Annotated in this window: 14 protein-coding genes; 12 read left to right on the plus strand and 2 right to left on the minus strand. The window is 72.1% G+C overall.

Annotated features, from left to right (window positions below; translation table 11 throughout):
- The first annotated feature begins 3 nt into the window (after positions 1–3).
- From HF577_RS21645 to HF577_RS21660, 4 genes are all read left to right on the plus strand, one after another.
- Positions 4–495, plus strand: coding sequence for a DUF2975 domain-containing protein (locus HF577_RS21645; protein WP_211174639.1), 492 nt, complete (start codon positions 4–6; stop codon positions 493–495).
- Between the two features lie 99 nt (positions 496–594).
- The gene (locus HF577_RS21650; RefSeq protein WP_169397744.1) at positions 595–2,082 is read left to right on the plus strand and encodes an AMP-binding protein; all 1,488 of its coding nucleotides are present in this window, start codon (positions 595–597) and stop codon (positions 2,080–2,082) included.
- Complete coding sequence (locus HF577_RS21655) at positions 2,079–3,326, plus strand: acyltransferase (RefSeq protein WP_169397745.1); 1,248 nt, start codon at positions 2,079–2,081, stop codon at positions 3,324–3,326. Before HF577_RS21650 ends, HF577_RS21655 begins: the two co-directional genes overlap by 4 nt.
- Positions 3,326–3,724, plus strand: coding sequence for a VOC family protein (locus HF577_RS21660; protein WP_169397746.1), 399 nt, complete (start codon positions 3,326–3,328; stop codon positions 3,722–3,724). The genes HF577_RS21655 and HF577_RS21660 overlap by 1 nt, the downstream gene beginning before the upstream one ends.
- 20 nt (positions 3,725–3,744) lie before the next feature.
- On the opposite strand, the gene HF577_RS21665 is transcribed toward HF577_RS21660, so the two are convergent.
- Positions 3,745–4,221 (minus strand): hypothetical protein, encoded by a 477-nt coding sequence (locus tag HF577_RS21665; RefSeq protein ID WP_169397747.1) that lies wholly within the window; start codon positions 4,219–4,221, stop codon positions 3,745–3,747.
- Positions 4,222–4,288: 67 nt separating this feature from the next.
- Positions 4,289–4,894: a TetR/AcrR family transcriptional regulator C-terminal domain-containing protein gene (locus tag HF577_RS37575; RefSeq protein WP_312859285.1), complete on the minus strand. Its 606-nt coding sequence runs from the start codon at positions 4,892–4,894 to the stop codon at positions 4,289–4,291.
- On the opposite strand from HF577_RS37575, the gene HF577_RS37580 reads away from it, so the two are divergent.
- The 8 genes from HF577_RS37580 to HF577_RS21705 all read left to right on the plus strand — a co-directional run.
- Positions 4,868–5,356 carry a peroxiredoxin-like family protein gene (locus HF577_RS37580; protein ID WP_312859286.1) on the plus strand — a complete coding sequence of 163 codons (489 nt, stop codon included), beginning with the start codon at positions 4,868–4,870 and terminating at the stop codon, positions 5,354–5,356. The genes HF577_RS37575 and HF577_RS37580 overlap by 27 nt on opposite strands.
- A gap of 111 nt (positions 5,357–5,467) precedes the next feature.
- The gene (locus HF577_RS21675; protein ID WP_169397749.1) at positions 5,468–6,457 is read left to right on the plus strand and encodes a LacI family DNA-binding transcriptional regulator; all 990 of its coding nucleotides are present in this window, start codon (positions 5,468–5,470) and stop codon (positions 6,455–6,457) included.
- 91 nt (positions 6,458–6,548) lie between these two features.
- Positions 6,549–7,532: an L-histidine N(alpha)-methyltransferase gene (locus HF577_RS21680; RefSeq protein WP_169397750.1), complete on the plus strand. Its 984-nt coding sequence runs from the start codon at positions 6,549–6,551 to the stop codon at positions 7,530–7,532.
- A gap of 218 nt (positions 7,533–7,750) precedes the next feature.
- Positions 7,751–9,112 carry an MFS transporter gene (locus HF577_RS21685; RefSeq protein WP_169397751.1) on the plus strand — a complete coding sequence of 454 codons (1,362 nt, stop codon included), beginning with the start codon at positions 7,751–7,753 and terminating at the stop codon, positions 9,110–9,112.
- A 521-nt stretch (positions 9,113–9,633) separates the two neighbouring features.
- Complete coding sequence (gene aroQ, locus HF577_RS21690; RefSeq protein ID WP_169397752.1) at positions 9,634–10,146, plus strand: gamma subclass chorismate mutase AroQ; 513 nt, start codon at positions 9,634–9,636, stop codon at positions 10,144–10,146.
- Positions 10,147–10,249: 103 nt separating this feature from the next.
- A complete protein-coding gene (locus HF577_RS21695; protein ID WP_169397753.1) occupies positions 10,250–10,789 on the plus strand; it encodes a (2Fe-2S)-binding protein in 540 nt (179 codons plus the stop codon).
- Positions 10,786–11,781 (plus strand): FAD binding domain-containing protein, encoded by a 996-nt coding sequence (locus tag HF577_RS21700; RefSeq protein ID WP_169397754.1) that lies wholly within the window; start codon positions 10,786–10,788, stop codon positions 11,779–11,781. The genes HF577_RS21695 and HF577_RS21700 overlap by 4 nt, the downstream gene beginning before the upstream one ends.
- Positions 11,778–12,743, plus strand: a 966-nt coding sequence (locus HF577_RS21705) for a xanthine dehydrogenase family protein molybdopterin-binding subunit (RefSeq protein ID WP_169397755.1), incomplete at its 3' end; no start/stop codon positions are given. The genes HF577_RS21700 and HF577_RS21705, both read left to right, overlap by 4 nt.

Genomic DNA, 12,743 nt, shown 5'->3' on the forward strand with positions numbered 1-12,743 from the left:
GGGATGGCAGTGGGAAAGCTGATAGTGCGTGCGCTGCGCGCCGTGCTCGTGGTGATGCTCGCCGGCACCGTGTTCGTACAGGTGGGGATGGTGTGGGCGCTGGCGACCGACCCGGAGGACGGGTCGCTCCCGCTGACCCCGCTGCGCGTGGTCACGATCCTGGGCATGGTGTCGGCCCAGGTCGCCCTGGTCTGCGTATGGCGGCTGGTGACGATGGTGCGACGCGCAACCGTCTTCTCCGACGCCGCCTTCCGGTACGTGGACGTCGTGATCGGCGCGATCGTGGCGGCTGCCCTCGTGTGGTTCGCTGTCACGGCCCTCAACGCACCGGGTCAGCGTGACGACCCGGGCGTCACCCTGATCATGGGCGGGGTCGGCGTGGCCATCCTGGGGGTCGCGCTCATCGTGCTCGTGCTGCGGGCGCTGCTCGCCCAGGCCGTCGCGCGCGACGTCGAAGCGGCACAGCTGAAGGCCGAGCTGGACGAGGTGATCTGACGCCGCCGGTCGCGCAGCACCGACCGCAGTGGCGACCAACCGGCTGTTCACACGTTCTGCACAGCGCGCGCACAGAAAGGTCGTCCAGCGTGGACTCTCGTGGCCATCCGCTTGCGCGGTCTGTTGCGCTCCCGCACTGCCTGCAATCCGCACGGGCTGTTCCTCGTGGACGCCCGCCGTGACCGTGTCATCGACAACGCAGGCATGGCCGAGGCCGCCCGTGCCTGGTCCCGCGAGCTGGACGCGCTGCACGTGCCGCCCGGTGCGCGGGTACTGGTCGATGTCGACGACCCCCTCGCCTTCGCCGTGGTGCACCTATCGGTGATCGCCGCCGGGCGTTGCTCGGCTCCGGTGAACCCGGAGTCCACCCCGGCTGAGGAGCTGCGGGCGCGGCACGTCCTGCGACCCGTCCTCGTGGTCACCGACCGTGCCGCGCGGCCGGGCCTGCGGATCCACGCCGGCACCGGCCTCCCGATCGACCCGATCGCCCGGCCGGACGCTCCGGTGCCCGACGCCGGTCCGCCGGGTTCCGCCGCCCTGCTGACGTCGGGCTCGACGGGGGCTCCGAAGACGGTGGTGCTGGGCGAGGCGCAGCTGCTGCACGTCGCCGCCGCGGTGGCGCGTCACAACCAGCTCACCCCTGCCGACCGGGGGTTCAACCCGCTGCCGTTGTTCCACATCAACGCGCAGGTCGTGGGTCTGCTGGCCACGCTGGTGTCGGGGGCGAGCCTCGTGCTCGACCGCCGGTTCCGACGCACGGGCTTCTGGCCGGTGCTCGCCGCGCACGACGTCACGTGGCTCAACGCGGTCCCGGCGGTCCTGACGATCCTGTCCCGCGAGGAGATCCCGGTGCTGCCCCCACGGTTGCGCTTCGTGCGCTCGGCGTCGGCGCCGCTGGCCGGGCGGGTCCGCGGGTTGATCGCGGAACGCACCGGGGTGCCGGTCGTGGAGAGCTACGGCATGACCGAGGCCGCGAGCCAGATCACCGCCACGCCGCTGCACGCCCCGGTCCGTCCTGGCTCGGTCGGGCGGCCCGTCGACGTCGAGCTCGAGGTGGTCGACCGCGACGGGGTGCCGTGCGCACCGGGCGTGGTCGGCCGGGTGCGGATCCGCGGCGCCGGTGTGATCCGCGGCTACGCGGGCGGTGCTGGTGACGAGCGGATCGACACCGCACACTGGCTCGACACCGCCGACCTCGGCCGCCTCGACGACGACGGCTACCTGTACCTGGTGGGGCGCGCCGACGACGTGGTCAACCGCGGTGGAGAGCTGGTCTACCCGCGGGAGATCGAGGAGACCCTGCTCGACGAGCCCGGCGTGGTCGACGCGGTGGTCATCGGCCGCCCCGACGAGGTGCTCGGTGCCGTGCCGGTGGCCCTGGTCCGCACCGCCGACGAGCTGGACGCCGTGGCCGGCGCGGAGTTCGTCGGCCGGCTCGTCGCCCGCTGCGCCACGCACCTGGCGCGGTACAAACGTCCCGCGGAGATCCGGCTGGTCGGGGCGTTCCCGCTCGCGCCCACCGGCAAGGTGCGGCGCACCGAGCTGCGCCGCCAGCTCGCCGACGAGCTCGCGGCGACCGGCCGATGACGGCAGGCGCCCACCTCGAGACCCAGCGCCGGACGGCCCGCAGCGTCCACATCTACCCGGCCGACATGGTGCGGGTGCTGACGTTCGCCTGCGTGATCGGGGTGCACACGATCTCGACGGTCAACCCGCTCGACAGCGTGCCCGGCGGTGCCGTGGTGATGCTGCTGCACTTCACCCGCGAGGCCTTCTTCGTCCTCACCGCGTTCGTGCTCACCCACCGCTACCGCGACGACCCAGTCCATCCCGTGGCGTTCTGGCGGCGCCGGTTCCTGCTGGTCGGGGTGCCGTACCTGGTGTGGTCGGTGATCTACACCGGACTCGGGCTGGTCACCGCCCCGCTCCCGGCAGGGCAGGCGGCCACGATGCTGCTGCACAACGTGCTCACCGGCATGGCGTGGTTCCACCTGTACTTCCTGCTCGTGTCGCTGCAGTTCTACCTGGTGTTCCCGCTGTTCCGGCGGCTGCTGCGGGCCACCACGGGGTGGCACGCGGTGCTGCTGGCGGTGAGCGCCGTCCTGCAGGTGCTGATCGACCTGTACCTGCACGACCCGGCGCCCACCGGCATGAAGGCGCAGCTGCTGCCCTACGCCGGCTCGTTCCTGGTGAGCTACCAGTTCTTCCTGGTACTCGGTGGGGTCGTCGCGTTGCACGCCACCCGGGTGGACGGCTGGATCCGCCGGCACGTCGCGGTCGTCGTGGCCGCGGTGCTGCTGACCGGCGCTCTCGCGGAGGGGCGGTACCAGTGGGGGGTGGCGCACGGCGTGGGTGCCCAGTTCGCCACCGACGTGTTCCAGCCGGTGATGGTGCTGTGGTCGGTCGCGGTCGTCGCCGCCTTCTACGCGGTCGGCGCCGCCTGGGCCGACCGGCGTGCGGGCGGACCGGCGTCGCGCGCCGTCGAAGGGGCCTCGGACCGGTCCTTCGGGGTGTTCCTGCTGCACCCCACGATCCTCTGGGCGCTCACCGTGGCCGGCCCCACGTCGCCCGCCGCGCGGCTGCCTGCTCCGTGGTCCAGCTTCGCCGTCTACGCGGTGGCGGTCGTCGCCTCCCTCGCGATCGTCGAGGTCGTGCAGCGCACGCCGCTCAGCCTCGCCCTCACCGGCAAGTCGCGGACCGGAAAGGCGCGCCCGGTGGCCCCCGGCCGCGCCCGGCACGCACCGCCCGCGGCCGCGGGCGGCCCCGGCACCAGAGGAGGAACCGACAAGGCCGACACCGGACAACGGGCGTTCCGCACCCAGGACGCCTGATGCGCACCTCGGAGGACGTCTTCCACCTGGCCATCCCGGCCGCCGACCTGGACGCGGCGCAGGAGTTCTACGTGGGAGCGCTCGGCTGCAAGCTCGCCCGCCGCTACGCAGACCGCATCACCCTGGACTTCTTCGGCGACCAGGTGGTCTGCCACCTGTCGGACGTCGCCGACGATGCGCCGGAGCTCTACCCCCGCCATTTCGGTGTGACGTTCCGCCACCGCGAGGACTGGGAACGGCTGCTGCGCCTGGCCCGCACCCGCGGTCTGACGTTCTTCGCCGAGCCGTTCCACCGCTTCGCGGGCCGGGCCGAGGAGCACGAGACGTTCGTGCTCGCCGACCCGTCGAACAACCTGCTGGAGTTCAAGTACTACGACGACCCGCGGATGATGTACTGACCGGCTCGCGCGGGGCGGCGTCAGCAGCCCCCGCGCCGCCGGCGCCACCAGCGTTCGGGTTCGGGCTCCGGTTCCGGTTCGGGCTGCGGGGCGGCCGCCAGTTGCGCCGCCTGCCGGCTGAGCACCTCCAGGTGCGCCCGGACGTCGCTGTGGGCCGGGTCGAGAGCGACCTTCTCGGCCACCTCCGCCGCCTGTGACACCGCGTCGGCGAAGGCGCTGCGGGCGGCGTCGAGACGTTGGGCGATGCGCTTGGCGGGTTCCTCCCTGACCCGGAACCACGCCGGTTCGATGGAGTCACCGACCGTGGCGAGGCGGCGGACGGCCTCGAGCTCGGCGTCGAGGCGTTGGGCGATCTCGGTGAGCCAGGTGCGGGCGGGACCGGGCGGAAGGGCGTTGGTGATGCGCCGGAAGCGCGTGACCGCGGCCGTGCAGTCGCCGACGTAGCCGTTCCAGTACCGGGAGAGGGCCTGCGGCGGCTCGGGCTGCTGACGCGGCACCGCACCAGGGTGCCCCATCGGCTCCGGGCGGGCAGCACGGCGCCCCTCCCAGGAGGTGGGGGCGACCTCAGGCGGTCGGATCGAGCCCGCGCAGCAGGACCTCCAGGCCCTGGCGGAACTCCACGTCGGCAGGGACGGTGCGGGCCACCCCGGCCGTCTCGCGCAGGAGCGGTTGCTCGTCGACGGGGAGCGCGGCCATCGCGGCCGTCCCGGGTCCGGAGAGCGGCCCGAGGTGTTCGAGCTGGATGGATCCGATCAGGTACGCCAGCAGGCTGCGCAGCGCGATCACCCGGCGCTCACCGGAGAAGCCGGCGGCGGTCAGCACGCGGAGCACGCTCTCGGTCCAGCGCAGCAGGCTCGGCGAGGCGTGCCGGTGGGTCAGCGTGAGCGGCACGGCCCCCGGATGCTCGGCGACGGCGTCGCGGGCCCGCTCGACGAGTACGGCCCCCTTCCCGGTCCACGGGGCCCGCGCCGGGGGTGTGGTGTCGATCCGGGCGAGCAGCAGGTCGACGACCAGCCCTTCCAGCTCGGCCCGGTCGGCGACGTAGCGGTAGAGCGACATGTGGGCCATGCCGAGCTCGGTGGCGACGGTGCGCATCGAGAGTGCGGTGAGCCCGTCGCGGTCGTCTCGGGGGAGCACGTGCGCGTGCCGGAGCCGGGCCGTCTGGTCCACCTGCAGTTCCGCCGGTTCGCCGGTTGCCCGGTGTGCAATCTGCACCTGCGGTCGGTGGTGGCCCGGCACGACGAGATCGTCGCGGCGGGGGTGCGCGAGGTCGTCGTCTTCCACTCACCCGCCGACGAGCTGCGCGTCCACACGGCGGACCTGCCGTTCGCGGTGGTGGCCGACCCGGACAAGCGGCTGTACCGGGAGTTCGGTGTGGAGGCCGGCCCGCGTGCGCTGCTCGACCCGCAGGCCGGGGGCGCGATCATCCGGTCGATCGCCACCGGGTTGCGCAACCGGGACCCGCTCCCGTCGCGGACCCAGCCCGGCGGCGGGTTGGGCCTGCCCGCCGACTTCCTCATCGACGGCGACGGCCACGTCCTCGCGCGCAAGTACGGCGACCACGCCTACGACCAGTGGTCGGTGGACGAGCTCCTCGCCCTCGCCGTCCGGACCCGGGACAGCGCCCGGTAGTGACCCCCTCCCGGATTGCAGCAAAGCCACTTTGACGCAACCTGGTTGCCGCAAAGTGGCTTTGCTGCAACGGTCGGCGCGCAACGGGTGCGCCGGCCGTGTGGGGGAAGCATGGGTGAGGAGATCCGCCGGGCACTGACCCTGGAGGACGTCGCAAGCGCCGCCGGGGTGTCGCGGGCCACCGCGTCCCGGGCACTCACCGGCTCCGACACCACGTCCACGCCCGCTCGTGAGCGGGTCCGCGCCGTCGCCGAGCGGATGGGCTACACGCCCAACACGGTGGCGAGGGCGCTCGCAGGAGGAGTCGGCGCGCGGGTCGTCGTCGCCGCTTCGGGTCCTGCGCCGGACGTGCTCGACGACCCGTACATGTGGCGGGTGCTGGGGGCCACGGCGGCGGCGTGCGACGGCGAGGGAATCGGCGTCTCGCTGCAGTGGCTCCCGCTCGACGCGCCGGCCTCGCTGCACCGGCTCGCCGCCGACCGGAGCGTCCGGGGGGTGGTGCTGGTCAACTCCACCGAGCGCCTGCTCGCCGAGCTCCCCGACGCTCTGCGCGGCCGGGTCGCGTCGATCGGGATCGGGTCGGCCGACGTGCCGTCCTTCGACGTCGACAACCGTGCCGGTGCCGGCGCTGTCGTGCGCCACCTGCACGCCACGGGACGGCGCCGGATCGCGATGCTCGCCGGGCCGCAGTGGCTCCCGTGCTCGTGGCGGTCGGCGCAGGTGTACAGCGAGGTGGTGCAGGCCGCGGGTCTTCCGGTGCGCGTCCTGCCCGGTGACTTCGGCTTCGAGAACGGCCGGTCCGGTGCGCTGGAGGTGCTCCGGCGCTGGCCGGACACCGACGCGATCTTCGCCATCTGCGACGCCGCGGCCCTCGGGGCGATGGCCGCGTTGCGCGGGCTCGGCGTGCAGGTACCGGGGGACGTCGCCGTCGCCGGCTTCGACGACCTCCCGGTCGCCGCGTGGAGCGGCCCGGCACTCACCACCGCCACCCACCCGGTCACCCGTATCGCCACGGGGGCCGCCACCGCCGTGCTCGCCGGGGCGCCCGCGGAGGGCACCACGTGGTACCCGTCCGAGCTCGTCCTGCGCGAGAGTGCGTGACGCAGGTCCCCGGCGATGATCCGGCGCCGTCGCCGTCCTCGACGTACTGTGATCCCTCGGTGCAGGTCCGGCGATCGAGCGCGGAGGGCACGTGACGCAGAGCAGGCTCGAGATCATCGCCGTCGACGACGATGCGGCCTTCTGGGAGGACCAGGACGCCGTGCTGTCCGGGCTGCGCGAGTCGCCGCCCCGCATCCCGCCGTGGTTCGGCTACGACGAGCTCGGCTCGGAGCTGTTCGAGGAGATCACGGAGCTCCCCAGCTACTACCTGACCCGGGTGGAGCACGAGATCCTGCGCCGGTACGCCGGGGAGATCGCCGACCGGCTCGGCTCGGCGGCGGTCGCGGAGCTCGGCAGCGGAAGCGCGAAGAAGACCAGGGTGCTGCTCGCCGCGTGCACCGAAAGGCGCGCCACCACCTACCTCCCGATCGACGTGAGCAGGGAGATGCTCGTCGCCAGCGGTGACGCGCTCACCGCGGAGTTCCCGCAGCTGCGGGTGCGCGGGCTGTGGGGCCGGTACGAGGCGGGGCTGGCGAGCCTGCGGGAGAGCGACGACGGCCCGGTCGCGGTGGCGTTCTTCGGGAGCAACATCGGCAACTTCACCCCCGCGGAGCGAGGCGCGTTGCTCCAGGAGGTGGCGGCGACGCTCCGCCCGGGCGACCTGTTCCTGGTCTCGGCCGACCTCGACAAGCCCGCTGAGGTCCTGGAGAACTGCTACAACGACCCGGCCGGGATGTCGGCGTTCGTGCGGTTCCGGCAGAACCACCTGGCCCACCTCAACCGCCGCTTCGACGGTGACTTCGTGCTCCACCACTACTACCCGCGGGCCCACTACGACACGGCGACCGCGACCGTGGAGGGGCACCTCTACGCCACCGAGGACCACACGGTCTCGCTGAAGAACCTCGGGGTGCAGCTCGAGATGCGGCGGGGCGACTCGATCAACGTCGGGTTCTCGGCGAAGTTCCGGCGCCCGGAGTTCGTCGCCGACGTGTCCGCGCTCGGGTTCGCCCTCGACGAGCAGTGGATCGACCCCGTGTGGCAGTACGGCGTCTTCCTGTTCGTCCGCACCTGACCAGGCGAGCAGCAACGACCTGAGCGGCTCCGCCACGGAGCCGTGCTCGACCCTCCCTGCGCTGACCTGCGCTGACGCACCCCCGTGACCGGTACCGGCCTCCGGCGTACCCGGCCGCCGTCGAACGGCGGGGATGGGTGAATTTGTCTCTTGTGAGATTGTTCAACGATCCGTATGGTTCTCGCATCTCACCTCTCATCGAAGGCCGAGGAGATCCGATGTCAGCAGCTTCCGGAGAACGAGCCGCTCGGCAACCGTCCTCAGTCCGCCGGGTCGTCGTCGCGAGCCTCGTGGGCACATCACTGGAGTGGTACGACTTCTTCATCTACGGCACCGCCGCCGCGCTGGTGTTCAACCATCTGTTCTTCCCGAGCTTCGACCCGCTCGTCGGCACCCTGCTCGCCTTCACGACCTATGCCGTCGGTTTCGTCGCCCGCCCGCTGGGCGGCATCGTCTTCGGCCACTACGGCGACAAGGTGGGACGCAAGAACGTCCTCGTGGCGACGCTGCTGCTGATGGGCGTCGCGACGTTCGCGATCGGGCTGATGCCCACCTACGAGACGATCGGGGTATGGGCACCGATCCTGCTCGTGCTGCTGCGTTTCCTGCAGGGGCTCGGGCTGGGCGGGGAATGGGGCGGCGCCGTCCTCATGACCCTGGAGTCCGGCGATCCCACCAAGCGCGGGCTCAACGCGAGCTGGCCGCAGGTGGGCGTGCCGATCGGCCTGCTCCTCGCCAACGGGGTGCTGTCGCTCATGGGCGGCGTCACCGGCGACGACGCCTTCATGTCCTGGGGCTGGCGCGTCCCGTTCCTGCTCAGTGGGTTGCTGGTGCTGGTCGGTCTCTGGATCCGGCTGACCGTCGCCGAGAGCCCGCTGTTCCGGGAGGTCGAGACGAAGCAGGTCAAGGCCCGCGCGCCGATCGTGGACGTGCTGCAGCGCTACCCGCGGCAGGTGCTGCTCGCCGTCGGTGCCCGCGTCGGGGTGGACGTGGCGTTCTACATCTTCGTCCTGTTCATCACCACCTACGTCGTGACGTACCTGAAGCTGCCGCAGAGCTACGCCCTCAACGCCGTGCTGATCGCGGCGGCGTGCCAGGTGGTCTTCATCCCGTTCTTCGGCTCGCTGTCCGACCGGATCGGCAGGCGCCCGGTGTACCTGGCGGGGGCGGTCGGCGCCGCCATCTGGACGTTCGCGTTCTTCGCGCTGCTCGACACGGGCAACTTCCTGCTGATCGTCCTGGCCGCTGTGGTGGCGCTGGTGTTCCACGCCGCGATGTACGGGCCGCAGGCCTCGTTCATCGCGGAGATGTTCCCGACGCAGGTGCGCTACAGCGGGGCGTCCATGGGCTACCAGCTGGCCGGTGTGGTGGGCGGCGCGCTGGCGCCGATCATCGCCACGGCCCTGCTGAGCCAGTACGACAGTGGGCTCGCCGTGTCGATCTACGCCACCGTCGCCCTCGCCATCACGGTGCTGTGCGTGCTGGTGGCGAAGGAGACCTCGCGGTCCGATCTCGATGCCGAGGACGCGGCGTTCGAGGCCGGCGCTGCGCGGAGTGTGCGGCTCGCCGGCGGCCGGTGATCCGAGGCCGACGAGGCCGGATGCCCAGCGATCCCTCCGGGGGTCGCTGGGCATCGCTGTTTTCCGGTGTCCTCACGCATTCCGTTCGAGGTGCCCCGGCCGTTTCCGGGTGCCGGCCTGTCGAAACGGGCTGCTGTCGGAACCGTCGTCATTCCCGGGCGGCGCGAGCGGCGGGGTCTTCTGGGATCTTCCCGGCGAACCGGAACACCGACACGTTCACCCGAGGCCGGTGACGGGCTGCCGCCGGGGTCGGTGGGGCCGTCGTGCCACCCAGTGGCACGGGCCGCGATCTGGAAGTTTGCCGGGCGGTACGTTCGTTGCCGCCATGGCCTGCGCCTTTCCGAATTGCTGAGGGCGCGCCCCGCAGAATCTCGTGAGTCACCTTACCCGAGATTATTCTGATCTGCTTAGTGACGCTAACATGCGATGGTGCCCGATTCCTGCCCGGCGTGGTGTGCGGTCCGCCGCGGCAATCGGCCCCGAATCTCAAGCGCACGTCAAGATGCAGTAAGGATTCCGTGATGTCTGTCGACAGTTCTGTCGAGCTCGCCGATTTCGGTTCGCTGGTCGACCTGGCCGTTCAGCGCATTCTCGTGAGCGACGAGGTCGCGGCGACGAAGTTCTGGACGGGGACGCCCGTGGAGGACCCGCTGCGCGAGCGGCAGGTACTGGCGGAGGCCGGACGTCGAGCGGCACAGATGGGGCTGGACCGGGAGATGGCCGTCCGGTTCTTCCGGAGCCAGATCGACGCCAGCAAGGTCGTGCAACGCGGAATGCTGGGCCGATGGCGGGCCCACCCGGATCTCGCCCCCACCGCCCCGCCGGACCTGCACGCGATCCGCACGCGGCTCGACGCGCTCACCGGTCAGATGCTGGAGCAGCTGCGGGCCACCCACGCCCTCCGCCGGCATTCGTCGTTGTGCCGGACCCTCCTGCTCGATGCGCGGGTTCCCGTGGTCGCCATGCACGATCTCGACGGGTTGCACCGGCGCGCGCTCGACGTCGCCGTCGAGTTCGTCTGCCTGCCCGCCTGAGCCGCGACCCCCGAGACGAGTTAAGTCACCACCGTTCTCTTGTTATGTATACGCCGTAGTGTTAACTTCGCCGCGTCGAGCTCAGGGACGGACGGAGGATCACGTGGTCGAGGTACGGATGCGGGTCAACGGGGCCGTGCGGTCACTCGAGGTGGAGCCGCGGGTCAGCCTGCTCGACGCGCTGCGCGACCATCTCGGCCTCACCGGCACGAAGAAGGGCTGCAACCAGGGAGCCTGCGGTGCGTGCACCGTGCTCGTCGACGGTGAGCGGATCAACTCCTGCCTCGCGCTGGCCGTGCAGTACGCGGGCCGCGAGGTCGTCACCATCGAAGGGGTGGCGGCCGACGGGCAGGCCCACCCGCTGCAGGAGGCCTTCATCCGCAACGACGGCTTCCAGTGCGGCTACTGCACGTCGGGCCAGATCTGCTCCGCCATCGGGATGCTGGCCGAGCACCGGGCCGGCGTGCCCAGCGCGGTCACCGAGCACCTCGCGGCCGACGTCGAGCTGTCGGCGGCCGAGATCCGGGAGCGGATGAGCGGGAACCTGTGCCGCTGCGGCGCGTACAACGGGATCGTCGAGTCGATCCAGGACGTCGCCTCGGGTGACCCGGGTGACCACGACGTGCCGGAGACCGTCCGATGAGGTCGTTCGCCTACGTGAGCGCACCCGACGTCGCCACCGCGGTCCGCGCCATCGCGTCCGAGCCCCGCGCGAAGTTCATCGGGGGCGGCACGAACCTCGTCGACCTCATGCGCGAGGACATCGAGCAGCCCGAGACGGTCGTCGACATCAGCGGCATCGCCCTGACCGGGGTGGAGGAGCTGCCCGGCGGCGGGCTCCGGATCGGCGCTCTGGTCCGCAACAGCCACCTCGCCACGCACCCGCTCGTCCGCAGCCGCTACCCGGTGCTGGCCCAGGCGATCCTGACCGGCGCGTCGGCGCAGCTGCGGAACATGGCGACGGTCGGCGGCAACCTGCTGCAGCGCACCCGCTGCCCGTACTTCTACGACCTCGCGGCCGCCTGCAACAAGCGCGAGCCGGGCAGCGGCTGCGACGCGCTCGGCGGGTTCACCCGCAACCACGCCGTGCTCGGCGCGAGCGAGAGCTGCATCGCCACCCACCCCTCCGACATGTGCGTCGCCCTCGCCGCGCTCGACGCCGTCGTCGAGGTGGAGAGCGTGCGGGGCGTCCGGCGGATCCCGCTCGTCGGGTTCCACCGGCTTCCGGGCGACAGCCCGCACGTCGAGACCGAGATCGCGGCGGACGAGATGGTCACCGCCGTCGAGCTGCCGGCCCTGCCGGTGGCCGCCACGTCGCGCTATCGCAAGGTGCGCGACCGGGCGTCGTTCGCCTTCGCGCTCGTGTCGGTCGCCGCGGCGCTGGAGGTGCGCGACGGCACGGTGGCCGCGGTCCGGCTGGCGCTCGGCGGCGTGGCGGCGAAGCCGTGGCGGGCCCACGAGGCGGAGCGCCTGCTGCTCGGGGCGGCGCCGACGGAGGAGTCGTTCCGGCTGGCCGCCGCGGCCGAGCTCGCGCCCGCCGTCGCCCAGCCGCACAACACGTTCAAGATCGAGCTGGCGCAGCGGTCGATCGTCGCGGTGTTCCGGCAGCTGCTCGCAGAGGGGGGTGCGGCATGACCCAGGTGGAGAACCGTCCGCTGACCGCGACGCCCGGCTCCCTCGTCGGCCGGCCGGTCGACCGCGTGGACGGCACGGCCAAGACGAGCGGCGCCGCCCGCTTCTCCGCGGAGTACCCCTACGCCGACCTCGCGCACGCCGCGCTGGTGTACGCGACGGTCAGCCGGGCGCGGATCACCGGCATCGACACCGCCGCCGCGTCGGCGGTCGACGGCGTGCTCTCGGTGATCACGCACCTCAACGCGCCGCCGATGAAGCCACCCCGGCCCGTCAACTACATGAACCTGAGCACGCTCGCCTCGGCGACGTCGGTGAACTACCTCAACACCGACGAGGTGCACTGGAACGGGCAGCCGGTGGCCGTCGTCGTCGCCGAGACGCTCGACGCCGCGCAGGAGGCCGCCGGGCTGGTCGCCGTCACCTACGAGGAGCTGCCCGCGACGGTGGACTTCGCCGCCGAGGAGGGCAACGCGACGCCGCAGAAGAGCAGCCCCGTCGACTCGGGAGGCGCGAAGAAGGGTGACGCGGTGGCTGCGCTCGCCGCCGCGCCCGTCTCGGTGGACCTGCGGTTCACCACGCCGGGGCACAACCACAACGCACTCGAACCGCACGCGACCACGGCCGTGTGGGACGGCGACACCCTCGTGGTCCACGAAGGGGCCCAGAACGTCGCGTGGGTGCGTGACCAGCTCGCGTGGAGGTTCGACGTCCCCCCGGCCTCGGTGCGCGTGATCGCCCCGTTCGTCGGGGGCGCGTTCGGCGGCAAGACGACGGTCTGGGCGGGCACCATCCTCACCGTGCTGGCGGCGCGGGTGACCGGCCGTCCGGTCCGCATGATGCTCACCCGCGAGGGCGTCTTCCGCACCGTCGGCGGTCGCACCCCGTCGACGCAGCGGGTGGCGATCGGCGCGGAGACCGACGGCCGCATGACCGCCCTGATCCACACCAGCGTCACGCGGGTG

Source organism: Pseudonocardia xinjiangensis, from assembly GCF_012911925.1.
GTDB classification, from domain to species: domain Bacteria; phylum Actinomycetota; class Actinomycetes; order Mycobacteriales; family Pseudonocardiaceae; genus Pseudonocardia; species Pseudonocardia xinjiangensis.